20 protein-coding genes are annotated in these 22164 nt (G+C 71.4%); 11 read left to right on the top strand and 9 right to left on the bottom strand.

Features of this window, described 5'->3' with window-relative positions; genetic code table 11:
- Nucleotides 1–67 precede the first annotated feature (67 nt).
- Both ACIPY5_RS07830 and ACIPY5_RS07825 read left to right on the top strand, forming a co-directional pair.
- Nucleotides 68–1015, top strand: coding sequence for an NAD(P)/FAD-dependent oxidoreductase (locus ACIPY5_RS07830; RefSeq protein WP_400968860.1), 948 nt, complete (start codon nt 68–70; stop codon nt 1013–1015).
- A 134-nt stretch (nt 1016–1149) separates the two neighbouring features.
- Nucleotides 1150–1338 carry a hypothetical protein gene (locus tag ACIPY5_RS07825; RefSeq protein WP_309357503.1) on the top strand — a complete coding sequence of 63 codons (189 nt, stop codon included), beginning with the start codon at nt 1150–1152 and terminating at the stop codon, nt 1336–1338.
- A 64-nt stretch (nt 1339–1402) separates the two neighbouring features.
- Here the strand turns inward: ACIPY5_RS07825 and ACIPY5_RS07820 are convergent, their stop codons facing one another.
- The 3 genes from ACIPY5_RS07820 to ACIPY5_RS07810 all read right to left on the bottom strand — a co-directional run bounded on the left by ACIPY5_RS07820 (nt 1403) and on the right by ACIPY5_RS07810 (nt 5583).
- On the bottom strand, nt 1403–1774 hold the full coding sequence (locus tag ACIPY5_RS07820) for a protealysin inhibitor emfourin (protein WP_400968856.1): 372 nt from the start codon (nt 1772–1774) through the stop codon (nt 1403–1405).
- Nucleotides 1755–2798, bottom strand: a complete 1044-nt coding sequence (locus ACIPY5_RS07815; RefSeq protein WP_400969867.1) for a M4 family metallopeptidase — start codon at nt 2796–2798, stop codon at nt 1755–1757. The genes ACIPY5_RS07820 and ACIPY5_RS07815 overlap by 20 nt, the downstream gene beginning before the upstream one ends.
- A gap of 214 nt (nt 2799–3012) precedes the next feature.
- On the bottom strand, nt 3013–5583 hold the full coding sequence (locus tag ACIPY5_RS07810; RefSeq protein WP_400968853.1) for a DEAD/DEAH box helicase: 2571 nt from the start codon (nt 5581–5583) through the stop codon (nt 3013–3015).
- A gap of 246 nt (nt 5584–5829) precedes the next feature.
- Here ACIPY5_RS07810 and ACIPY5_RS07805 point away from each other — a divergent pair, with 246 nt between their 5' ends.
- The gene (locus ACIPY5_RS07805; protein WP_400968850.1) at nt 5830–7260 is read left to right on the top strand and encodes a glycosyltransferase; all 1431 of its coding nucleotides are present in this window, start codon (nt 5830–5832) and stop codon (nt 7258–7260) included.
- Nucleotides 7257–7502, top strand: a complete 246-nt coding sequence (locus tag ACIPY5_RS07800; RefSeq protein WP_400968847.1) for a hypothetical protein — start codon at nt 7257–7259, stop codon at nt 7500–7502. The genes ACIPY5_RS07805 and ACIPY5_RS07800 overlap by 4 nt, the downstream gene beginning before the upstream one ends.
- Here ACIPY5_RS07800 and ACIPY5_RS07795 read toward each other — a convergent pair.
- On the bottom strand, nt 7464–8210 hold the full coding sequence (locus ACIPY5_RS07795; protein WP_400969864.1) for an EAL domain-containing protein: 747 nt from the start codon (nt 8208–8210) through the stop codon (nt 7464–7466). The two genes, ACIPY5_RS07800 and ACIPY5_RS07795, sit on opposite strands and share 39 nt — an antisense overlap.
- Before the next feature lie 98 nt (nt 8211–8308).
- Here ACIPY5_RS07795 and ACIPY5_RS07790 point away from each other — a divergent pair, with 98 nt between their 5' ends.
- Nucleotides 8309–9313: a diguanylate cyclase gene (locus ACIPY5_RS07790; RefSeq protein WP_400968845.1), complete on the top strand. Its 1005-nt coding sequence runs from the start codon at nt 8309–8311 to the stop codon at nt 9311–9313.
- 150 nt (nt 9314–9463) lie between these two features.
- Here the strand turns inward: ACIPY5_RS07790 and deoD are convergent, their stop codons facing one another.
- On the bottom strand, nt 9464–10177 hold the full coding sequence (gene deoD / locus ACIPY5_RS07785; RefSeq protein ID WP_400968842.1) for a purine-nucleoside phosphorylase: 714 nt from the start codon (nt 10175–10177) through the stop codon (nt 9464–9466).
- 71 nt (nt 10178–10248) lie between these two features.
- On the opposite strand from deoD, the gene ACIPY5_RS07780 reads away from it, so the two are divergent.
- A complete protein-coding gene (locus ACIPY5_RS07780; protein ID WP_400968839.1) occupies nt 10249–10713 on the top strand; it encodes a hypothetical protein in 465 nt (154 codons plus the stop codon).
- Nucleotides 10714–10774: 61 nt separating this feature from the next.
- Here the strand turns inward: ACIPY5_RS07780 and ACIPY5_RS07775 are convergent, their stop codons facing one another.
- Complete coding sequence (locus ACIPY5_RS07775) at nt 10775–11437, bottom strand: DNA alkylation repair protein (protein WP_400968836.1); 663 nt, start codon at nt 11435–11437, stop codon at nt 10775–10777.
- Between the two features lie 85 nt (nt 11438–11522).
- Here ACIPY5_RS07775 and ACIPY5_RS07770 point away from each other — a divergent pair, with 85 nt between their 5' ends.
- The gene (locus ACIPY5_RS07770) at nt 11523–13328 is read left to right on the top strand and encodes a beta-galactosidase family protein (protein ID WP_400968833.1); all 1806 of its coding nucleotides are present in this window, start codon (nt 11523–11525) and stop codon (nt 13326–13328) included.
- A gap of 156 nt (nt 13329–13484) precedes the next feature.
- On the opposite strand, the gene ACIPY5_RS07765 is transcribed toward ACIPY5_RS07770, so the two are convergent.
- The gene (locus ACIPY5_RS07765) at nt 13485–14522 is read right to left on the bottom strand and encodes an aromatic acid exporter family protein (protein WP_400968830.1); all 1038 of its coding nucleotides are present in this window, start codon (nt 14520–14522) and stop codon (nt 13485–13487) included.
- A gap of 274 nt (nt 14523–14796) precedes the next feature.
- Here ACIPY5_RS07765 and ACIPY5_RS07760 point away from each other — a divergent pair, with 274 nt between their 5' ends.
- Both ACIPY5_RS07760 and ACIPY5_RS07755 read left to right on the top strand, forming a co-directional pair.
- A complete protein-coding gene (locus tag ACIPY5_RS07760) occupies nt 14797–15198 on the top strand; it encodes a hypothetical protein (RefSeq protein WP_400968827.1) in 402 nt (133 codons plus the stop codon).
- The gene (locus tag ACIPY5_RS07755; protein ID WP_400968824.1) at nt 15195–18269 is read left to right on the top strand and encodes an AAA family ATPase; all 3075 of its coding nucleotides are present in this window, start codon (nt 15195–15197) and stop codon (nt 18267–18269) included. The genes ACIPY5_RS07760 and ACIPY5_RS07755 overlap by 4 nt, the downstream gene beginning before the upstream one ends.
- A 109-nt stretch (nt 18270–18378) precedes the next feature.
- Here ACIPY5_RS07755 and ACIPY5_RS07750 read toward each other — a convergent pair whose 3' ends face one another.
- On the bottom strand, nt 18379–19047 hold the full coding sequence (locus ACIPY5_RS07750; RefSeq protein WP_400968821.1) for a TetR/AcrR family transcriptional regulator: 669 nt from the start codon (nt 19045–19047) through the stop codon (nt 18379–18381).
- Between the two features lie 111 nt (nt 19048–19158).
- On the opposite strand from ACIPY5_RS07750, the gene ACIPY5_RS07745 reads away from it, so the two are divergent.
- Nucleotides 19159–19995: an oxidoreductase gene (locus ACIPY5_RS07745; RefSeq protein ID WP_400968818.1), complete on the top strand. Its 837-nt coding sequence runs from the start codon at nt 19159–19161 to the stop codon at nt 19993–19995.
- Between the two features lie 58 nt (nt 19996–20053).
- Here ACIPY5_RS07745 and ACIPY5_RS07740 read toward each other — a convergent pair whose 3' ends face one another.
- Nucleotides 20054–21013, bottom strand: coding sequence for a DMT family transporter (locus tag ACIPY5_RS07740; protein ID WP_400968815.1), 960 nt, complete (start codon nt 21011–21013; stop codon nt 20054–20056).
- A 154-nt stretch (nt 21014–21167) separates the two neighbouring features.
- Here ACIPY5_RS07740 and ACIPY5_RS07735 point away from each other — a divergent pair, with 154 nt between their 5' ends.
- A complete protein-coding gene (locus ACIPY5_RS07735) occupies nt 21168–22070 on the top strand; it encodes a cupin domain-containing protein (protein WP_400968812.1) in 903 nt (300 codons plus the stop codon).
- The last annotated feature ends 94 nt before the right edge of the window (nt 22071–22164 follow it).

Here is a 22164-nt window from a genome sequence, read left to right as displayed (position 1 = left end):
CATCAGACGCTTGCGGTTTCCGCAAGCTGGATTGCCGATTCGCGATGTCGGCTGAGAGCCTGGATGCATGACCAGAGAACTGTTCGACACCGCGATCATCGGAGGCGGAGCCGCCGGGCTGAGCGCCGCGCTCGTCCTCGCCCGCTCCCGCCGTTCCGTCGTGATCCTGGACGGCGGCGCGCCGCGCAACGCCCCCGCCGCGCACATGCACGGCTTCCTCTCGCGCGACGGCTTCCCGCCCTCTCGCCTGCTGGAGATCGGACGCGAGGAGATCGCCTCCTACGGGGCGCGTCTGGTTCCGCAGCCGGTGGCCGCGGCCTCGGGCGATGCCGAGGCGGGATTCGTGCTCACGACCGTGGAGGGGGAGGAGATCGCCGCCCGCCGGATCATCCTCGCGACCGGCGTCGAGGATGTGCTTCCGGCGATCCCCGGCGCCCGCGAGGCCTGGGGCCGCTTCCTCCTGCACTGCCCGTACTGCCACGGCTACGAGGTCCGGGATCGACCCCTGGCCGTCTTCGGCGGCGTTCCGGGCGCCGTGAAGCACGCGCTCCTGCTCCGGCAATGGTCGTCGGACCTCACCTACCTCGCGAACGGGAGTCCGGTCGAGGAGGAGGATGCGCAGCTGCTCCGTGCCCGAGACATCCGGATCTACGAGGGGCGGATCGTCGAACTGCTCCTCGACGGGGAGCGGTTCGTCGGAGTGCGGCTCGAGAGCGGAGAGGCGGTCCCGGTCGAGGCGGTGTTCCTCCGGCCGGAGTCCCGTCCCCGCACCGAGCTGGTCGCCGCCCTCGGCGGCACCGTCGACGCTGCGGGGTTCGCGCAGCTCGACGCGTCGGGTCGCACCTCCGTGCCGGGGGTATGGGTCACGGGGAACCTCGTGGACCCGCGCGCGCAGGTGATCACCGCCGCCGGCCACGCCAACGCGGTCGCGATGGACGTGAACGCGGATCTCGTCGAGGACGACGTCCGCGGCGAACTCCTCGCTTCGCGCCGCGCAGAGAGCCGAACCGCATGAACCGCGCATCCGACTCTGCAGCTCCGGACGGATCGGCGCCGGCCACGGCTACGGCCCCGGCGGCTGGTCCGGGGACGGCGGCTCCGGCTGCAGTCCGGGTTCCGGCTCCGCCGAGCCAGCACACGCTCGCGTTGATGATCTGGATCGCCGTGACCCCCACCCTGCTGGCGATCAACCTGCTGCTGGGACCGCTGATGGCGGGGATCCCCGTGGCGCCGCGCACGATCATCACCGTGACGATCGCCGTGCCGATCGTGATCTACGGGATCATGCCGCTGCTGCACAGGCTCCGCCGCCGTTGGGTGACGTCGCGCAGGTCGTAGGCGGCCGTCGTCAGGAGGCAGACCCGGCGCGGATGCGCGTCCTCCCGATGCCACCGTGCGCGGATCAGCCCGGAGCCGTGCCGGAATCCGCCTCCTGCACCGCGTCCACGAGGGCGCGCCAGGGGCCGAGCAGGTGCTCCTCCGGGATCACCTGCTCGTGGCGTTCCCGGCGGATCCGCACCTCGATCCGCCACGAGTAGCGATCCGCGCCGGTGCCGCGCGGGACCTTCTCATCCCAGGGGCACTGCTCGACGAGGACGATCCAGTGCGCGGCCTCGCCGCCGGACGGCTGCACGCTCCATCGCCGGGTCATGCCAGCGATGCCGCCGCTGCGCGCCACGCGGATCGCGACGCCGTCGTCACCGGCGCCGTCGTCACCGGCGGCGTCGGAGTCGGCGGGGATCCCGACGGGCGGATCAGCCGGCGGCTCGCTCATCGCCCGTCGCCTTGATCACGCCGACCGACGCCCAGGCGGTGCGCGCGGCATCGCCTGTGGACGGGCTCACCGCATCCGCCTCGGCGATCGTCGCCTTCGCGAACTGCGCGAACGTCGCGGACGCCGGCAGCCCGCCGGTCAGCGCGCGGTACCAGACGGATCCGGCCGCCTCCCACGCGTAGCCGCCGAGCTCGACCGCGAACAGTGCGAAGGCTCGGTTCGGGATGCCCGAATTGAGGTGCACGCCGCCGTTGTCGTCGGTGGTCTTCACATAGCCGCTCATGTCGGCCGGCTGCGGATCCTTGCCGAGCTCGGGGTCGTCGTACGCCGTGCCCGGATGCAGCATCGACCGCAGCGCCTTGCCGTGGACGGTCGGGGTGAAGATGCCGGCCCCGATGAGCCAGGTCGCCTGGTCGGCGGTCTGGCCGAGCAGGTGCTGCTCGGTGAGGGCGCCGAACACGTCGGCGAGGGACTCGTTGAGCGCGCCGGGCTGCCCCTCGTAGTCGAGGCCCGCGGTGTACTGGATGACGCCGTGCCCGAGCTCGTGGCCGATGACCGTGGTCGAGCCGGTGAAGCCCTGGAAGACCTGACCGTCGCCATCGCCGAAGACCATGCGCTCGCCGTTCCAGAACGCGTTGTCGTATCCGGATCCGTAGTGCACCGTCGCGTCCAGGGGCAGGCCGTTCCCGTCGATCGAGTTGCGCTGGAAGGCGTCGAGCAGCATCTGGAAGGTCGCGCCGAGCCCGTCGTACGCCTGGTTCACGGCGATGTCGGCGACCGTCGGCTCATCTTCGGTGCGCACCACGGCGCCGGGAAGCGTCTCGGTGCCGTGCGCGTCGCTGATCGTGCGGTCCGGTGCCGCCTCGACCGTGGCCACGAGCGAGCCGTTCTCGTCGATCGACAGCCTCAGCTGTGCGCGGTGCTCGGCGGGTGCCGGGGCGATCAGGGTCTGTCGTGCCGCCTCGGCGGCCTGGGCGTAGCGCTCGGACTCGGCCAGCTTCGCCAGCAGATACGAGGGCACGATGCCTTGATGGAGCGCCTTGCCCTGATGGGGCCGCGCTTGGCTCGCCTGCCGTGCGCTCGCCCGGTGCGCCGGTGTCCGCGGCCCCCCGCGGCCTTCGTGAATCGTCATGACGCCCTCCGTTCCGCTCCCGTGTCTTCGACGATACGCCGGGCATCGGACATCGTCACGGGAGCGCGGGGAACCCGCGGGAGCAGGGCGCGGAGGCGCCGCAGGGCTAGAGCCGAGCCACCCCGGTCACGGCGATGACGGCCTCGCCCGCCTCGTCGGAGGCATCCAGATCGACCATCGCGGAGATCCGCCAGTCGTGATCCCCGGCCGGGTCGTCGAGGATCTGCTGCACGGCCCAGGCCCGCGCGGGGCGCTCGTGATCCGGCCCGCCCGTCTCGTCGATGATGAGCAGGGCGGCGCTGCGCGCATCGGGCCCCGTGCGGATCTCGTCGTGCTCGGCGAAGTAGGCATCGAGGGCCGCGTCCCAGCCGTCGGCGCCGAACTCCGGATCCAGCTCGGCGAGGGCGTCCAGGTCCTCCCGTGCGGCGAGCTGCACGCGGCGGAACAGCTCGTTGCGCACCAGGATCCGGAAGGCGCGCACATTCGTCGTGAGACGCTTCGGCGCGGGCGGCACCACGGGCTCGTCGGCGTGCGAGACGGGGTGGCCCGAGATGAGCTCCTCCCACTCGTCCAGCAGCGAGGAGTCGACCTGCCGGACGAGCTCGCCCAGCCATTCGATGAGGTCGCGCAGCTCTTCGCTCTTGAGGTGCTCCGGGATCGTCTGGGAGGCCGCCCGGTAGGCGTCCGAGAGGTAGCGCAGCACGACGCCCTCGGAGCGCGCGACCTTGTAGAGCGCGACATATTCCCCGAACGACATAGCCCGCTCGTACATGTCGCGCACGACCGATTTGGGATGCAGCTCGAAGTCGCGGATCCAGGGCTGCGCGGCACTGAACGTCTCGAACGCCGCGGACAGCAGCTCCTCGAGCGGCTTCGGGTAGGTGATCTCCTCGAGCGCCTCCATGCGCTCCTCGTACTCCATGCCCTCGCGCTTCATGGCGGCGACCGCCTCGCCGCGGGCGACGAACTCCTGCTGACTGAGGATCGCGCGGGGATCGTCGAGGGTGGCCTCGACGATCGAGAGCATGTCGAGCGCGAACGTCGAGGAATGCGGAGCCGCGGGAGCGGATCCGTCGGTCCCTGAGTCTGCGGAAGGGTCCAGAAGCTCGAACGCCGCCAGGGCGAAGGGGGAGAGGGGCTGGTTCAGCGCGAAGTTCGGCTGCAGATCGACGGTGAGCCGCACCGTGCCGTCGGGGTCGCGCTCGACGATCCCCGACTCCCGCAGCGTCCGGTAGATCCCGAGCGCCCTGATCGCCAGGATCCGCTGCTTCGCCCGCGGTTCGTGGTTGTCATATACCAGCGCACGCATATTCGCGAAGACATCGCCGCCGCGTCCGATCACGTTGAGCATCATCGCGCTCGTGATCTGCATGTGCGAGGTCAGCGTCTCGGGCTCCGCGGCGATGAGCTTCTGGAACGACGGCTCGCCCCACGAAACGAATCCGTCCGGCGCCTTCTTGCGGATGATCTTGCGCTTCTTCTTCGGATCGTCGCCCGCCTTGCGGATCGCGGCGATATTCTCGCTCTCGTGCTCCGGCGCCTGTGCGACGACCGTGCCCGCCGTGTCGAAGCCGGCCCGGCCCGCGCGCCCGGCGATCTGATGGAACTCGCGCGCGTTGAGCTGGCGCATCCGGGTGCCGTCGAACTTCGTGAGCGCCGTGAGCAGCACCGTGCGGATGGGCACGTTGATGCCGACGCCGAGGGTGTCGGTGCCGCAGATCACGCGCAGGAGCCCGCGCTGCGCGAGCTGTTCGACGAGGCGGCGGTACTTCGGCAGCATGCCGGCGTGGTGCACGCCGATGCCGAGCCGGAGCAGGCGGGCGAGCGTCTTGCCGAACGAGGTCGTGAAGCGGAAGCCGCCGATGAGCTCGGCGATCTCGTCGCGCTGCTCGCGGGTGGCGACCTTCGCGCTCGCGAGCGCCTGGGCGCGCTCCATGGCGGCGGCCTGGGAGAAGTGCACGATGTAGACCGGTGCGCGGTCCGTGTGCAGCAGGTCCTCGATCGTCTCGTGGATCGGGGTGGTCTCGTAGAAGAAGTGCAGCGGGACCGGCCGCTCCACGCCGGTGACGACGGCGGTCTCGCGGCCGGTGCGGCGGGTGAGGTCGGCGGCGAGCTCGGTCACATCGCCGAGCGTGGCCGACATGAGGATGAACTGCGCCTGCGGCAGGGTCAGCAGCGGCACCTGCCAGGCCCAGCCGCGATCCGGGTCGCCGTAGAAGTGGAACTCGTCCATGACGACCTGGCCGACCTCGGCGTCCGGTCCCTCGCGGAGAGCCAGATTCGCCAGGATCTCGGCCGTGCAGCACACGATCGGCGCGTCCGCGTTGACGGCGGAGTCGCCGGTGACCATGCCGACGTTCTCGGCGCCGAAGACCTCGACCAGGCTGAAGAACTTCTCGCTGACCAGGGCCTTGATCGGGGCGGTGTAGTAGCTGCGGCGCCCATCGGCGAGGGCCGCGAAATGGGCGGCGACGGCGACGAGCGACTTGCCCGTCCCGGTCGGCGTGCTGAGGATCAGGTTCTGCCCCGACACGATCTCGATGACCGCCTCGTCCTGAGCCGGGTAGAGCGAGATCCCCGTCGACTCGGCCCATTCCACGAAGGCCAGGTAGACGGCATCCGGATCCGGATCCCCCTCGGCGGGGCGGACGACGGACGGATCAAGGCGCGCAGACATGATGCATCGATCATCCCACCTCGCGGACCCGCTCCCCCGGGCATCCCTTCTTGACCGCGAGACTGCAACTCCGCGACGAGACTGCGCTCCAGAGGTGCAGTCTCGTCGCCCAGATGGAGTCTCGCGGTCAAGGAGGGGCGGGGAGCCGGGCGGCGGGGCGAGCGAGCGCGAGGGTTGGCCACGCGGCGCGGCGCATGGCATCGTTGCAGGCGGGGCGCTGGGGCAGGACAGGACACGGAGGGTGTGGTGAACAGGTTCTTCCAGCGCACGGTCGGGCTGGCGGTGATCCTCATCGTGCTGCTCGCGGCCGGGCTCCTGTGGTGGGGCATCGCCGTGACGGATCCGCCCACGCTGTGGGATCCCGCGCATGCGACCCTCGCCGGCGTCTGGCGCGTGCTCTATAGCGCTGAGCTGCCGAACCTCGGCGTGCTCGCGGTCGCACTCGGCATCGCGATGTTCATGGTGCTCTTCGTGGTGATCAGCGAACGCGTCGTCGCGGGACGGTATCGGCGGGCGGGATCGGAGGTCACGAAGCTGCCCCTCGCGCCGCGCGCGGTCATGGAGCGGACCAGCGGCGTGTTCGCCGGCGAGGTCACCGTGACGGTGCTGATCCCGGCGCACAACGAGGAGGCGTCGCTGCCCGCGACGCTGATCTCCCTGCAGCACCAGAGCACACCGCCCGACCGCGTGCTCGTCGTGGCCGACAACTGCACCGATCGCACGGTCGCGGTCGCGCGGGCGCACGGCGCCGACGTCTTCGAGACGGTCGGCAACACGCACAAGAAGGGCGGAGCGCTCAACCAGGCCCTCGAGGATCTGCTGCCGCAGCTGGGCGACAACGACACCGTCATGGTGATGGATGCCGACAGTCAGATCGGCGACGACTTCCTGACCGAGGCGGTCCGGCGCTTCACCGATGACCGGGCGCTCATGGCGGTCGGCGGGCTCTTCGAGGGCGAAGAGGGGCACGGGATCCTCGGGCAGTTCCAGCGCAACGAGTACATCCGCTATCAGCGCGAGATCCGGCGCCGCCGTGGGCGCGTCTTCGTGCTGACCGGCACCGCGTCCGTCTTCCGCGCGGCAGCCCTCCGTGCGGTGGCCGATGCCCGGGGCGGGGAACTGCCCGGACGCAAGGGCGAGGTGTACGACACCTTCGCCCTGACGGAGGACAACGAGCTCACGATCGCCCTCAAGTCGCTGGGCGCGCTGACCATCTCGCCCACACGATGCTCGGTGGTGACCGAGCTCATGCCGACGTGGCGGATGCTCTGGGCGCAGCGTCTGCGGTGGCAGCGCGGCGCGCTCGAGAATCTCGGCGCCTACGGGCTCACCCCGCAGACGCTGCGGTACTGGTCTCAGCAGGTCGCGATCGGCTACGGGGTGCTGGCGCTGTTCAGCTACTTCGCGCTGATCCTGCTGATGATCCTCGCGATGGACACCTGGGTGTGGTTCCCGTTCTGGCTCGCGATCGGACTCCTCTTCGCCCTGGAGCGCACGGTGACGGCCTGGCGCGGCGGCTGGCGGGCGCGCGTGGTGGCGCTGCTCATCTTCCCGGAGCTCATCTACGACTGCTTCCTCGACCTCGCCTTCCTCAAGGGGGTCTTCGAGATCGCGTTCGGCCGTCGTGCGACCTGGAAGCACGTCGAGCACGGCGCCGTGAAGGCGGCGGCATCATGAGTGCATCACTGCTGGACGGACCTCTGTCCGCGGATCCCGTCGAGGCGGGGCTGCTGCTGCCCGAATCGCTGCTGGCGAGCGACTGGTTCAGCGTGCTCGCCACCTTCGTCGCGATCAACACGCTGATCTACGTCGTGCTGGGCGTCATCAAGATCGTGCCGAAGTTCCGCATCCGCCGCCGGCACTCGGGCGCGAGCAGACGGTCAGAGACCCGGAGCATCCACCCCGACGCGCCGCTGTAGGTCGGCGAGCAGCGCGGGCATCCCTGCGGCGGGCGTGGGCATGCCGAGATGGAACCCCTGCAGGTAGTCGGCGCCGAGCTCGCGGGCGCGTTCGACCTGCTCCGGATCCGAGACGCCCTCGACGAGCACCTTCGCACCCGTCGCGCGGGCGGCGACGAGCAGCCGCTCCAGATGCCGCAGGGCATCGGCATCCTCGGAGATCTGCCAGAACAGCGCGCGGTCGATCTTGACGACATCGGGGCGCAGGGTGGTGATCCGCGTCTCGTCCGCGCTCGCCGCGCCCGCGTCGTCGACCAGGAGCTGCCCGCCCAGGCGCGTCACGGCGGCCCGCACCTCGCCGAGATCGGCCGCGGTGGATCCTTCGTAGAGCTCGAGCCCCCAGGGGCGGTCCGTCGACGCGAACAGGTCGTGCAGCGCGGGCAGCAGGATCGTGGCGCCCGACGCGTTGTAGGTCACCGAGAGGCCTGCGGGCAGGGCTGCGGCTGCGCGGAGAGCGGCGTCGATCAGCACGATCTCCGCCTGCTCCCGTATGCCGGCCGCTTCTGCGCGGTCGAGCCACGGCGGCGGGGGCGTTCCGTCGGTCATCCGGGCCAGAGCTTCGAACCCTGTGACGCGCCAGCCCTGCAGCTCCACGATCGGCTGGAACACGATCGAAGCGCTTCGGAAGGCGTCGAGGATCTCGGCAGCGTCGTCGTGCCCGGGGTTCATCACGGTTCACCTTAGCGCCGTGATCCACGCGTGCCCTGCAGGGCGCGGACGTCGTAGGGTGAGACGGGATACTGGGATATCGAGGCGGGGGAGGTCGCATGGTCGTCCAGGACATCCGTGCCGCCGATGCCGAGGACCTCCGCTGGCTGCAGTTCTCCTGGCTGAGGTCGGTGCGGGAGCGCACCTCGACGTACTCGGTGGTCACGGCGACGCTGCTGCTGTTCTTCGGGATCCTCGGGATCCTCGAAGTCCTCGAGGACGACATCACTCTCTTCGAGCGGATCCTCTCGTACTCGACCGTCGTCGTGTGCGTCGTGATCTTCGTGCTCGTCGCCGGCTTCGGCATCGAGCTCCCGCTGTGGGTGGGCATCGCGATGCTCATCGTGCACGCGATGGTTTCGGGGTACTACCTGGGGTTCTCGGATGAACGCCAGAACGCGATCGCCGCGCTGCAGGAGCTGCCCATCATGGCGATGTACTTCTCCTGGTTCTACCCGGCACGCAAGGCCCGCGTCGGGATGCTGATCATCCTGGTGGGGATCGGCGTCGCGGCGATCGTCGGGCCGTTCACGGGAGATGAGGGGCTGTTCGGGCCGGTCAACCTGCTCGGTGCGGCGCTCTTCGCCTGGCTGTGCCTGGAAGCCGGGATCTTCATGCGGCATCGCGTTCGCCTGGAGGCGCACTCCGATGAGCTGACGGGCGCCCTCAACCGTCGGGGCTTCATGGCGAAGACGCAGATGGAGCTGCGCCGCGCCATCCGGCACGGCCGTCCGCTCAGCATCGCGGTGCTCGATCTCGACAAGTTCAAGTCGATCAACGACGGCGCGGGTCATGCGGCAGGGGACGACATCCTCAAGTCGCTCACTTCGCAGTGGATGTCCCTCTCGCGCAGCACGGACATCGTCGGGCGCCTCGGCGGAGATGAGTTCGCCATGCTGATGCCGGAGACGAGCTTCGATCAGGCGCGGGCGCGGATGGTCCGGCTGCGGGAGTTCGCGGGGCATCCGTGGTCATGGGGCGTCGCGCAGGTCGGCCCCGAGGACACGGTCGAGAGCGTGCTGGCCCGCGCCGACCGGGCGATGTACGACGACAAGCGCGGCTGACCGCCTCGCGCCCCGGTGCCCCGCCGTGGGCGCCCTCGCCTCGCTCCGGGCGTCCCTCCCTGACCGCGAGACTGCAACTCCGCGACGAGACTGCGCTCTAGGCGCGCAGTCTCGTCGCCCAGATGGAGTCTCGCGGTCAAGGAGGAGGGGTCAGGCGTCGAGGGCGGCCTCGAGCGCGATGCGGACCATGTCGCCGAAGCTCTGCTCGCGCTCCCGGGCCGTGGTCTCCTCATGCGTGACGAGGTGGTCGGACACGGTGCAGATGCTGAGCGCACGGCGACCGTAGTACGCGGCGAGCGTGTAGAGCGCACTGGTCTCCATCTCGACGGCGAGCGCGCCGTGCTGCACGAGCGACTCGGTGAGCTCGGGGCGGGTGCTGTAGAACTGGTCGCTCGAGAAGAGCAGGCCGACGTGCACGGCGTGGTCGAGGTCCATCCGCTCGCTCGCCTCGACGGCGCGGCGCAGCAGGGAGAAGTCGGCCACGGGCGCGTAGTCCTGGCCGTGGAAGCGGATCCGGTTGATCCCTGAGTCGGTGCATGCGCCGTTCGCGACGATGATGTCGCGCATGCCGACCTTCTCGGTGAGCGCGCCGCAGGAGCCCACCCGCACGATCGTCTGCACGTCGTACTCGCGGAACAGCTCGTTCGCGTAGATCGACATCGACGGCTGTCCCATTCCGGATCCCTGCACGGAGACGCGGTGGCCGTTCCAGGTGCCGGTGAAGCCGAGCATGCCGCGCACCTCGGAGTAGCACTCCGCGTCGTCGAGGAAGGTCTCGGCGATCCATCGCGCGCGCAGCGGATCCCCGGGGAACAGGACGACGGGGGCGATCTGGCCGGGCGCGGCGGCGATGTGGGTGCTCATGCGCTCAGGGTATCGAGGAGGTTCGCCGGTGTCCTTGAAATGCTCGCGCTTCATACCTAGTCTGTCTAGGTATGAAGCATGATTCGATGACCGGCGCCCCCGGGGGTGCGACGCAGGCGGATTCCCGCGCGTCGACTCTGTGGCGCCTGGCCGCTGCGGTCGCTCTCGCGGCTGCGCTCGGACTCGGCAGCGCGCTCTGGCTGCCGCAGGGGACCGCGTTCGTCACGATCCCCTGGGGTGTCGCCGCGCTCCTCCTCGGTGCCACCTGCCGCAGCACGAGGGCAGCGCTCGCGGTCGGCGCGGTGTTCGGCTTCGTCGCGGCGTACGCGTTCCTCTGGTTCGACGATCGCGCGCTGCCCTCCGGCGCGCGACTCGTGCAGCTCGCCCTCGTGATCCTGATCCCCGCCGCATTCGGACTGTGCTGCGGAGCCCTGGCGGCGTGGGTGGGGCACCTCGCCGGCCGGACGATCCGCAGGCGCTCCGGATCGTCCGCGCCGGATCCGGTCGATCGGCGTCCGAGAACCCCTCGGAGCTGAGCGGCGCGCGCCCCGGGCTCTGTGACCTCCCGGAGCGTCGGGCGCGCCGAGCCGTGGCGCCTCAGCCCTGGCGGCGCACCATCTCCGCGATCCACAGCGGCGCGAAGGGCGAGGTGCAGTTCGGCGGGGTGGGGTAGTCGGCGAGCACCTGCAGCCGTTCCCCGATCTCGATCGCGCGGTCGCGCAGCGCCGGATGGTGGATGCCGAGGTAGGCGAGCGTCTCGTTCATCGCCCACTGCTCGCGCGCCGGGGCGCCCGCGAGCTCGCGCTCGATCCGGTCCAGGAGCGCGTCGAGGTCGAGGCCTTCCGGGCTCTTCGCGACCCGTGCGGAGGTGAGGGACCAGGCCGCGGCGCGCGCGTCGGGATCCGCATCGTCCAGCCAGCGCGTGCCCAGCTCCTCCGCGTGGGGCGACTTCTTCACGAGATACGCGACCAGCCAGTCGTGCGCCTTGGCGCTCAGCGTCTCCCGCACCATCCGATCGAGGTCGGCGGCGTCCAGGGCGCGGGGCTTCGCCACGAGGATCCCGAGCAGCTGCCCCGCCACGTCGCCCGAGGCCCACAGCTCGCGGGCGAGCTCCGGATCCGGGCCGATCCGCTTCGCGAGAGTGCGCATCCGGGACAGGTTGACACCGTGCGCGTCGCCGTGCCGTTCATTGACGGCGCGGGACTTCGGATCCTCCAGCGCGGCCAGGTCGGCGAGGGCTTCGGCGAGGGTCGTGGACATGCAGCCAGCCTAGATCGCGGGTGCGGAGCGCGCCCGGGATGCGACAATGGTGACGCAAACATCGTGCCGCGCCCCGAGGAGAGCAATGACCGAGCCCACGTCCCCCGCGCTCACCTACGAGGACGGCGCGCTGCGGCGCCACGGCCGTGGGTTCCGGATGCTCTCCGGCGCGGTGCACTACTTCCGGATCCACCCCGACCAGTGGGAGGACCGGCTGCGCCGCCTCGCCGCGATGGGGGCGAACACGGTCGACACCTACATCCCGTGGAACTTCCATGAGCGGGTCGAGGGCGTCGTCGACTTCGAGGGCTGGCGCGACGCCGAGCGGTTCATCCGGCTCGCGGGCGAGGTGGGGCTCGACGTGTTCGTCCGCCCCAGCCCTTACATCTGCGCGGAGTGGGCGAACGGCGGGATCCCGTTCTGGCTGAGCGGCCGCACCCGCTCCCTGCGCACGAGCGACCCCGTCTTCCTCGCCGCGGTCGACGCCTGGTACGACGAGCTGATCCCCCGGCTCGCGCTGCTGCAGGCGTCGCACGGAGGGCCGATCACGGCCGTGCAGATCGAGAACGAGTACGGATCCTTCGGCAGCGACCACGACTACCTCGTGCACCTGCGCGACGGACTGCGCGCCCGCGGGATCGTCGAGCTGCTCACGACGGCCGACGGGACGACCGCCGACATGGTCCGCAACGGCAGCGTCGAGGGCGCGATGGGGTCGTTCACGTTCGGCACCGGCGTGGCCGAGGCGCAGCGCCTGCACGTTCCGGATCAGGCGCTCCTCTGCGCCGAGCTCTGGGGCGGCTGGTTCGATCACTGGGGCGAGCAGCATCACGTGCGGTCCGCCGCGAGCATGATCGGCACGGTCGAGGAGCTGCTGGCCGCGGGCGGATCCGTGAGCCTCTACATGGCGCATGGCGGCACGAACTTCGGGCTCTGGGCGGGGGCGAACCACGACGGCGTGCTGCAGCCGACGGTCACCTCCTACGACTCGGACGCGCCGATCGGCGAGGACGGAACCCTGAACGACAAGTTCCACGCGTTGCGCGCCGCGTTCGCGCCGTTCCACAACGGCGACCTCCCGCCGGTTCCGGAGGCCCCGCGTCGTCAGGCGGCCGCGTCGGCGCCGCTGGTCCCGGTCGTGTCTCTGCTCGACGTCGCGCGGGCGATTCCGTCGGGCGCCACCGCACCGATGCCGCTCTCCTTCGAGGAGCTCGGCGCCGAGGACGGACTGGTCGCGTACGAGGCCGAGATCACCTACGCCCCGGGGGCCGCTCTGACGGTCGACGTGCTGCACGACCGCGCGGTCGTCTTCCTCGACGGCGTGCGCCTCGGCGTGCTCGAGCGCGACGGGGTGCGCTCTCTCGACCTTCCCGCGGCGGGCGGATCCGGACTGCTCGTACTCGTGGTCGAGAGCCAGGGGCGGGTCAACTACGGGCCGCACACCGGTGAGGGCAAGGGCATCCTGGCGGGCGTGCGGATCGGCCGCCGCTTCGCGCACGGCTGGACGCACCGGGTCCTTCCGCAGGACGCGCCGGCGGATCCCGCTGCTGCCGCTCCGAGCCGAGTCGGGGCCGCGGCGGGGGCTGCGGTCGCTGCCGGGCCGACCGCTGGCCCTGCCGACGGTCTCGCCGCGGCGGTGTTCGACGTCGCGGATCCCGCCGACGCCTGGCTCGCGTTCCCCGGCGGCGAGAACGGCATGGTCTGGCTGAACGGGTTCCTGCTCGGCCGCTATCGTGCGGTCGGTCCGCAGGTCACCCTGTACGCCCCGGCGCCGCTCTGGCGCGCAGGGCGGAACGAGATCCGCGTGCTCGACACCGACGCGCTCGGATCCGTCGTCGAGATCCGCGAGGAGCCCGACTTCGGCCCGGTCGAGGAGTTCATCGGGGCCTGAGGCTCGCATCGCGCTCGGGGCCGTTGAGCGAGCCGCAGGCGAGACGCCCCTCGTCTCGTCGCTGCGCTCCTCGCTCAGGGACCGGTCTGTGTTCGGCCCCTGAGCGAGCGCAGCGAGACGAAGGGCGCTCAACGACCCCGATGGGGGGCTCTCGGTTCAGTCCTCGTCGCGCAGGCCGGCGCGGATGCGGCGCAGATCCTCGGTGAGGGATCCGATCAGCACCCAGTTGCGCGACGAGGGCGGGCGGATGTCGAGCGGCGAGGTCAGCGCCGGGATCGCCGAGGTCAGCGCCTCGGGCTCCGGGACCACCTCGGCCAGCTGGACGGCGAGCCGCACGTCGTGGCCGGCGCGGTGCAGCTGCTCGGCGATCGCGGCGACCGAGGGCTCCGCGGGGAGCGTGTCGTCGTACTGATCGACGAAGGCGCGGGTCATGCCGATCACCTGCGTCACGATCGGGCCGAGACGCTCGAGCAGTGCGCGCATCGCGACGAGCTCCGAACGATGGCGGGACCCGCGGGGGTTCAGCGTGAGCGACTCCTCGCCCGCGGTGAGCGAGGCGTCGGCGGCGTCCTTCATCGGACGCAGCAGCCGTGCTTCGAGCATGAGCTCCTGCAGTCGCGCGGGGCTCTGCGCGTCGATGATCGCATCGCCCAGGCGGTCGAGGGTCGCGGCGAGCTCCCCGCCGAGGAGGGCCAGGTCGCGCCGCACCGGTGCGACGAGCACGGGCGGCACCACGGCGACGTTCACCACGAAGCCGATCGCCGCGCCGATCAGGGTCTCCAGGATCCGGTCGACCGCGTAGTCGGGGCTGGCGGATCCGAGCGCAAGCACGAGCATCGCCGAGATCGCGACCTGATTCGCGGTGCCCGGTGTGGCCTTGAACGACCACGCCACGACCATCGCCACCACGACCGCGAGCAGCACGACCCAGCTGAGCCCGCCGAGGGCGAGGCTCAGCAGCACCGCGATCACGACGCCCGCGATCACTCCGATGCTGCGCTCGACGGCCTTCGCGAAGGACTGGTTCACGCTCGGCTGCACCACCAGCAGCGCGGCGATCGCGGCGAACACGGGCAGGTGCCCGGGAACGAGCCAGCCCGCGATCAGCCAGGCCGCGATCGTCGCCGCCGCCGACTTCGCCACCTGCAGCAGCGGCGCGCGTCGGGCGGCGCGGAGGGCGGCGAGCGGTCGCATGCTCCCACGCTAGTCCGCGACCCTGTGCCGCCGCGGCCGGGTCGCGCTTGCGGTTGCGGCTGCGGCTGCGGCTGCTCCGCGCTCCGCGCTCCGCCCTCCTCGACCGCGAGACTCCATCTCCGCGACGAGACTGCGCCTCTGGAGCGCTGTCTCGTCGCCCAGTTGCAGTCTCGCGGATCAGATCTGAGGTGTCGGGGGCGGAAGTTAAGGCATCTGACCGATGGGGGGAGGGGGCCTTAGCGACGAGCGTATGAGTACCGGAGAAGGAGACATCATGGAACTGAACTACGCGATGAGCTACCGCATCACCACGCTGGAGATCGAGCAGGCCGCGATCCGTGCCGAGCGCGCCAGGATGGCCGCGGAGCACGCCGACATGATCGTGCGCCGCGACGGGATCCTGCGTCGGATGATCCGTCGTCTGCAGACCCGCCGCGCCGAGGCCGTGCCCGCGCAAACGGCCGTCGCGCCCGCCGCGCCGGCGACCGCGAGCCCTGCGAGCGCCGCCCCCGCGAGCGCTGCCCCCGCGGCGATCGCGGAGCCCGTTGCCCCCGCGCCGATCGCGGAGTCCGCACCCGCCGCGCCGATCGCCGCGCTCGTGCCCGCCGCATCCGCGCCGGCCGAGGACGACGCCCGCGCGAGCGAGCTGGTCGGCTGCGGCTCGCACGCGGCATGAGCGCCCCGGCGTCCGCGTCGGCGCCCGGCACCGCGACCACCGCACCCGCCGCGGCGCAGAACGCGCCCGACCTCGACAGAGAGAGCCTCCCGACGAAGGATCCGACCCCGGATCCGCGGCCGTCGGGAGGCTCTTCCTCGTTCGCCGACTCGGCGGCCGGTTCTGCCGAGAGCGGCGCCGTGCCCGCCGCGGCGCCCGATGTCCGTGGCTGGTGGCACGATGAAGACATGTCCCTCGCCACCACGTCGGCCGCCATGGTCGGACGCGATGCCGAACTCGCGCTCCTCGACGACGCTCTGCGCCGTGCCGGTGCCGGCGAGTCCGCTTCCGTGCTCGTGGGCGGGGAAGCGGGCATCGGCAAGTCCCGGCTGACTGCGGAGTTCCGCCGCCGCGTGGCGGACGAGGTCACCGTGTTGACGGGCTGGTGCCTCGACTATGGATCCACGCCCGCGCCGTTCGGGCCCCTCCCGGCGATCCTGCGCGGCCTGCTCGACGAGCTCGGCGACCGCGCCGACGAGGCGGCAGGCCCAGGCCGCGACGCCCTGCAGCTGCTGCTGCCCGAGCGCGCGACCGGCCCGGTGGACCGGGCCGCGATCCGTCCCGAGGGGCTGCGCGAGACGATCGCGAACCTCCTCGAGGCGGCCTCCGCGACCCGGCCCGTGGTGGTCGTGATCGAAGACCTGCACTGGGCCGACGCCGCGACGCTGTCGATGCTCTCCTTCCTGCTCCGCGCGCTCGCGGGCCGCCCCGTGCTGTTCCTGCTCACCTGCCGCATCGACGAGGTGCGCCGCGGGGGAGGGGTGCGCACCTTCCTCGCCGAGGCGGAGCGCGCCAGGCTGCTCGACCGGGTCACCCTGAAGCGGCTCGACGCCATCGAGGTGCGCGACCTGGTGCAGCGCCTGCGCGGCGCGGTCGACGACGCGGGGCTCGCGCGTCTCATGGAGCGCAGCGAGGGCGTGCCCTTCTTCATCGAGGAACTGCTCTGCAACGTGCAGGGCCCCATGCCGGACACCCTGCGCGACGTGCTGCTCTCGCGCTTCGACGCGCTCGGCGATGACGCGAAGCGCATCGTGCGGCTGGCGTCCGGATCCGACGATCCGATCTCGCACGACCTCCTCACCACGCTCGCGGGCTTCGACGGCGAGCGGCTCGACGACGCCCTGCGTGAGGCGATGGCGGCGGGCGTGCTCGCCGTGCGCGGCGACTCGGGATACGGCTTCCGGCACGCGCTGCTGCGCGAGGCGGTGCACGACGACCTGCTTCCGGGTGAGCGCGCCCGCCTGCACTGGGCCTACGCCGACGCCCTCGAGGCCGCGGGAGGATCCGCGTCCGCCCTCGCCTTCCACTGGCATCAGTCGCACGACTCGCCGCGGGCGCTGGCCGCCGCGGTCACGGCGATGCTGCAGGCCAAGAACAGCTACGCGTTCTCGACCTCCGCGCGCTTCGGCGAACTCGCGCTCGAGCTCTGGGATCAGGTGCCGGATGCGCAGGAGGTCGCCGGCATCGGACGGATCCCGCTGCTCGCGCAGTTCGGGTCGATCCTGCGCAACGGCGGCGACGGCGAGCGGGCGCTCGCGGTCGTCTCGCTCGCGCTCGACGAGATCGACCCCGCCGAGGTCGAGCCGGCGGTGCACGCCCGGCTGCTGCGCGACAAGGGCCTCTATCTGCAGAACCTCGGCCGGCATGGATCCGTGGAGCTGCTGACCCAGGCGCTCTCCGTGATCGAGGGGCGTGAGGGCGAGGAGCGCCTGCGGGCGACCCTGCTCGGCTACCTGGCCGGGCGCTACCTCGTGGGAGGGCAGCTGGAGCTGGCGGTGAGCACCGCGGATGAGGCGTACCGGGTCGCCGAGCGGATCGGCTTCGACGGAGCGATGTCGGTCGCGGGGAATCTCCGCGGCTGCGCCCGCGTGCACCTGGGGCAGGTCGCGGCGGGGCTCGACGACTTCCGCCTCTCCTGGCAGCATGCGACCGACCACGACGCGCAGCTGCGCTACCGGGTCAATTACGCCGACACGCTGAACATGATCGGCCGCTTCCGCGAAGCGGTCGAGGTCGCCGAGGCCGGAGTCGCGCACTCCCGCCGGCTGGGCGTCGAACGTGCGACCGGCTCGATCCTGTCCCACAACATGGTCGAGCCGCTCATCGAGCTCGGTGAGATCGCGCGCGCCGAGGAGGCGACCGCGCACGACATGACCATGCGCACGCTGCAGGTCTTCCGGATGTACTCGACGATGTCGCGGATCCGCACGCTGGTCTGGCGCGGCGGCATGGACGAGGCCGCGCAGCTGCTGCGCGAGTGGCGCACGACCGCGGAGGCCGTCGCCGGCGTCGAACGACAGGTCTGGTACTCGCTGCACGACGTCGAGATCCTCATCGCGCTCGGCCTCCGGGATCCGGTCCGTGCTGCGGCGGGGCTGCGCGAGACGATCGAGGATCCGGGGCAGCGGCTCGCGCTGCTGGCTCGGATCCTGCTCGAAGGCGGTCGGGTGGTCGCGGATCTGCGCGCCGACGGTCACGCCGCGCTCGCCGCGGAGATGACCGGGATCGTGCGCTCCGCGTGGTCCTCGCTGCCCGACGAGCTGCAGCACCCGCACTGGGCGGCCGTGCTGACCGCTCTGCTCGACGCGGACGGAGAGCAGCTCGACGCGGCGATCGCCGTCGCCGACGGCGACGACGTGCCGGCGGTGTTCCGGCCGCTCGTCCGGCTGGAGCGGGCGCGGGTGCTCGTCGCGGACGGCGACAGAGGCTCGGCGATCGACATGGCCGCCGAGGCCGCCGCCTCCGCGGAGGCGCTCGGTCACGACCGGCTGCGCCGTCGCACCGCGGAGTTCATCGATGCGGCGGGTCTTCATCGTGCGGGATCCCGTGCGGCGCACGCGGCGGAGGGCGTCGAGCTCACCGCGCGTGAGCAGCAGGTGCTCGACCTCATCGCGGAGGGACTCAGCAACCGGCAGATCGGTGAGCGTCTGTTCATCAGCGGGAAGACCGCGAGCGTGCACGTCTCGGCGATCCTGCGCAAGCTCGGCGTCTCGTCCCGCACCGAGGCTGCGGTCGCCCAGCGCGCCCGCTGAGCCGACCCCGCCCGCTGAGCCGATCGGCCCGCCGAGCTGACCCGGCGCGATGAGCCGACCACGCTCGCCGAACCGACCACGCTCGCCGAACCGATGCCGCCACCGCGGCTCAGGCCGCGAGGACGCCGAGGAACAGCACGTCGACGACCCGGGCGAGGGCGCCCTGGAACTGCTCCGGGAGGAAGACCAGCGACGGGTCGAGCGCATACGCATCGAGGACGGCCCGGGGCGGATGCGCATGCGTCCAGTACGCGCCGACGGCGATCAGGACAGCGCGCGCCGCCTCCTGCGCCTGTGCCGCGGACAGCTCGGGCACGGCCTGCCTCAGCAGCGCGCTGAACCGGGCCAGGGACTCGTATCCCTCGCGCTTGTACCGGGCGATCGTCTCGGTCGAGACGTTGCGCTCCAGGACGCCGGCCTGGGCGGCGAGCAGCTCGCAGAGCATGCCGTGCCGGGCGAACGCGGCGGCGAGCGCCTCGGCGGTGCTTGCGACGCGCTGCCGGACCCCGGCCTCGGCGTCGACCGCGGCGGGGATCCCCTCGCTCACCTCGACGTACAGGTCCTGAGCGAGCTGGGAGAGCAGGTCGAGCAGGATCGCTTCGCGCGACTCGAAGTAGCGCAGCACGTTGGACTTCGCCAGACCCACGCGACGACTGAGCTCGTTGAGGCTGATGTCGGCCAGGGGCATCTCGGCCAGCATCGCGGCAGTGGTCTCGAGGATCGCCCGGCGGCGGATCTCCCGCTGCTCTTCACTGCGTGCGCGCTGGAACGTGGTCACGCTCCGATTCTACAGACTGGCGGTCTCTTGACAACGGACCGATGGTTCTTTAGATTAAAGACCATTGGTCCGATAATGCTTCGGACGTCAGGAGCAGGAGGAGAGATCGTCATGGCCACGAAGGTCGCACTCGTCACCGGGGCATCCTCCGGTATCGGAGAGTCCGCCGCGCGTCACCTCAAGGACGCGGGCTTCACGGTCTACGCCGCCGCGCGCCGCGTGGACCGGATGGCGGGGCTCCGGGACGCGGGCGTGCACACGCTCGCCCTCGATGTGACGGACGACGCCTCGGCGCGGGCCGCGGTCGCGCAGATCCTCGCGGAGCAGGGGCGGATCGACGTCCTCGTGAACAATGCCGGGTACGGATCCTATGGCGCGCTCGAGGACGTGCCGCTGTCGGAGGCGCAGGCGCAGCTCGACGTGAACGTGCTCGGCCTCGCCCGGATGGCCCAGCTGGTGCTGCCGCAGCTCCGCGCGCAGCGCAGCGGGACGATCATCAACATCTCCTCGATGGGTGGCAACTTCACGACCCCGCTGGGTGCGTGGTACCACGCGAGCAAGTACGCGGTCGAGGCGATCAGCGACGCTCTGCGCATGGAGCTGGCGCCGTTCGGCATCCAGGTGGTCGTCGTCGAGCCCGGATCCATCCGCACGGAATGGGGCGCGATCGCCGCGGCCAACGTGCGGGAGACGTCCGCCCGCGGCCCGTATCGGGCGCAGGCGGAGGCCGTCGCGACCGCTCTCGGCAACAGCTCGCAGCCGGGCGCGCGGATGACGTCCTCTCCGGAGGTCGTCGCCCGGGCGATCACGGCGGCCGCGACCGCCCGCCGCCCGCGCGCCCGCTATCGCATCGGGTTCGGCGCGAAGCCTCTCGTCTTCGCGCACCGGATCCTGCCGGCCCGCGTCTTCGACCGCCTCATCCAGCGCGGCATGGGCATCAGCGGCTGAGAGGCAGCGCACGGTGCGGAACTCCGCACCGGAGCGAGCCGCACGACGCGTCGGCCGGTCACACGGCCGCTGCTTCCCGCGAGCGGGGCCGACGGCCGGGAAGGATCCCATCCAGCCTGCGCTGCACGAGCAGCACGCTGAGGATGATCACCGCGGCGCCCGCGGGCTCGTACCAGGTGAGGGGCTCCGCGAGCAGGATCACGCCCAGCGCGATGCCGACGAGCGGGGTGAGGTACGTGACGCTCGCGGCGGCGATGGCGCCCCAGGCGGCGAGCACCCGCGTGTTCCAGATGTAGGCCAGCCCGGTGCCCAGCATTCCGAGCGCCGCGAGCGCGAGCACCGGAGCAGGCGCGAAACCGCCGCGGATCGGGCCGAGGGCGAGGAACGGCGCGAGGAGGAGGCCGATCACCGCGGCCGCGGTCAACTGCACGGCGGCGATCGTGAGGGCGTCGTGATCGTGGCGGCCCGCGACGAAGCGCTGCATCCACGTGAACGCGATCCCGTAGGAGGCGGTTGCACCGAGGCACGCGAGCTGCGCCGGGAACGAGGCGAGGAAGGCCGGATCGCTCACGACCTGCCAGGCTCCCATCGCGAGGGCCACGCCGCAGAAGCCCAGCAGGATTCCGACGATCTGTCCGGCGTGCAGGCGCGCGCCGCGCACGGTGAAGGCCGTCGCGATCGCCGTCCAGATCGGCGTGGTCGCGTTGATCACGGCGGCGATGCCGGAGGGCAGCAGCGTCTCCGCCCAGGCGAAGAGCAGGAACGGCAGGACGCACAGGAATACGGCGACGACGGTCATGTGCCCCCAGATCCGTCGTTCCCGAGGCCAGCGGCGGTGCGTGAGCGCCATCAGGCCGCCCAGGGTGAGCGCGCCGATCAGGATGCGGCCGATCGCGATCTGCCCGGGCGTGAAGGAGTCGAGCGAGACCTTCATCAGCAGGAAGCTCGATCCCCAGGTGAGCGCCAGCGCAAGATACGCCGATGCGGTGAGGAGAGCGGAGCGGGAAGGGGCGGACATGCGTCCAGCCTCGTCCGATCACGGGCGCGGTTCTGGCGGGAATCGGACGGGGCGTCGGCCTCGGGCGACGCTGCGCACCGGCAAGGAGGCCCGGTCCGGCGTGGGCCCGCGGAGTAATGTCATCTCGTCCCGGATCGGGAGGACGGAGAACGGCATGGACGATGCGACGGTTGCCCTTGACGCCTCGGCGGACGCCCTCTCCGACGTGCTCGAACAGGTGCGGCTGCAGGGCGGTGAGCTGAGCCGCGTCGTCGCGACCGCCGGTGTGGAGGTGCGGCACCCTGACGGCGTCCGGATGCTGCACATCATCGAGCGCGGTCCGGTCGAGCTCTTCCTGCCGAGCGGCGAACGGCACCGGTTCGGATCCGGAGACCTCGTTCTGTTCGCGACCGGATCCGCGCACCGGCTGCTCGCGCCGCCGGAGAGCTCCTGGCTCAGTGGCCGGTTCCGCGTCGACGAGGCCATGGCCGGGTCGCTGCTCGCCGTGCTTCCGCCGGTCGTCGTCATCCCCGCGAGCGAGGTCGGTCAAGACATCATCCCGATGGGCGCGTTCCTGCTCGCCGAGGAGTTCGACAGTCCGAGCGCAGGGTCGATGGTGATGGTGTCGCGGATCCTCGATCTGCTCTTCGTCCGGGCGCTCCGCGTCTGGGGCGCCCGTGACGATGCCGCGCGACCGGGCTGGCTCACGGCCGCCCTCGACCGCACGCTCGGCCCCGCCCTCAGCGCGATGCACCGCGAGCCGGAGCGAGGGTGGGAGATCGAGGAACTCGCACGACTCTCCGCGCTGTCGCGCGCCGCCTTCTCGGCCCGGTTCGCGCGGTTCATGGGGGAACCGCCGGGGCGCTATCTGGTGCGGCTGCGGCTGGCGAGAGCCGCGGAGAAGCTCGCGGCGACCAGGGATCCCATCGGCCTGATCAGCTCCTCAGTGGGGTACGTCTCGGAGGCGGCCTTCTCCCGTGCATTCGCGCGCAGGTACGGGATGCCGCCGCGCGACTGGCGGGCCGCGCGGCAGGGGAGCGACAGATCCGCGTTTCCTCCTGCAAGCGTTCCGGCATAGTCTTCCGGCGTTCGAGACATTCTCCTTGCCCCGGCGTCCACGTAGCGTTCTTCTCGACGATGCGACGGGCACCCGGATCCGCCGCCGAGAGAGG

This window comes from Microbacterium sp. NPDC089698 (assembly GCF_044749045.1).
GTDB lineage: Bacteria > Actinomycetota > Actinomycetes > Actinomycetales > Microbacteriaceae > Microbacterium.
Note: the sequence above shows the minus strand (reverse complement) of the source record. Positions and strands in the feature narration are given on the sequence as shown.

Bases quoted from the DNA above. Each gene is read 5' to 3' on its own strand.
- ACIPY5_RS07830 (WP_400968860.1), top strand. From the start codon at position 68: ATGACCAGAGAACTGTTCGACACCGCGATCATCGGAGGCGGAGCCGCC.
- ACIPY5_RS07825 (WP_309357503.1), top strand. From the start codon at position 1,150: ATGATCTGGATCGCCGTGACCCCCACCCTGCTGGCGATCAACCTGCTG.
- ACIPY5_RS07820 (WP_400968856.1), bottom strand. From the start codon at position 1,774: ATGAGCGAGCCGCCGGCTGATCCGCCCGTCGGGATCCCCGCCGACTCC.
- ACIPY5_RS07810 (WP_400968853.1), bottom strand. From the start codon at position 5,583: ATGTCTGCGCGCCTTGATCCGTCCGTCGTCCGCCCCGCCGAGGGGGAT.
- ACIPY5_RS07800 (WP_400968847.1), top strand. From the start codon at position 7,257: ATGAGTGCATCACTGCTGGACGGACCTCTGTCCGCGGATCCCGTCGAG.
- ACIPY5_RS07795 (WP_400969864.1), bottom strand. From the start codon at position 8,210: ATGAACCCCGGGCACGACGACGCTGCCGAGATCCTCGACGCCTTCCGA.
- ACIPY5_RS07790 (WP_400968845.1), top strand. From the start codon at position 8,309: ATGGTCGTCCAGGACATCCGTGCCGCCGATGCCGAGGACCTCCGCTGG.
- deoD (WP_400968842.1), bottom strand. From the start codon at position 10,177: ATGAGCACCCACATCGCCGCCGCGCCCGGCCAGATCGCCCCCGTCGTC.
- ACIPY5_RS07780 (WP_400968839.1), top strand. From the start codon at position 10,249: ATGAAGCATGATTCGATGACCGGCGCCCCCGGGGGTGCGACGCAGGCG.
- ACIPY5_RS07775 (WP_400968836.1), bottom strand. From the start codon at position 11,437: ATGTCCACGACCCTCGCCGAAGCCCTCGCCGACCTGGCCGCGCTGGAG.
- ACIPY5_RS07770 (WP_400968833.1), top strand. From the start codon at position 11,523: ATGACCGAGCCCACGTCCCCCGCGCTCACCTACGAGGACGGCGCGCTG.
- ACIPY5_RS07765 (WP_400968830.1), bottom strand. From the start codon at position 14,522: ATGCGACCGCTCGCCGCCCTCCGCGCCGCCCGACGCGCGCCGCTGCTG.
- ACIPY5_RS07760 (WP_400968827.1), top strand. From the start codon at position 14,797: ATGGAACTGAACTACGCGATGAGCTACCGCATCACCACGCTGGAGATC.
- ACIPY5_RS07755 (WP_400968824.1), top strand. From the start codon at position 15,195: ATGAGCGCCCCGGCGTCCGCGTCGGCGCCCGGCACCGCGACCACCGCA.
- ACIPY5_RS07745 (WP_400968818.1), top strand. From the start codon at position 19,159: ATGGCCACGAAGGTCGCACTCGTCACCGGGGCATCCTCCGGTATCGGA.
- ACIPY5_RS07740 (WP_400968815.1), bottom strand. From the start codon at position 21,013: ATGTCCGCCCCTTCCCGCTCCGCTCTCCTCACCGCATCGGCGTATCTT.
- ACIPY5_RS07735 (WP_400968812.1), top strand. From the start codon at position 21,168: ATGGACGATGCGACGGTTGCCCTTGACGCCTCGGCGGACGCCCTCTCC.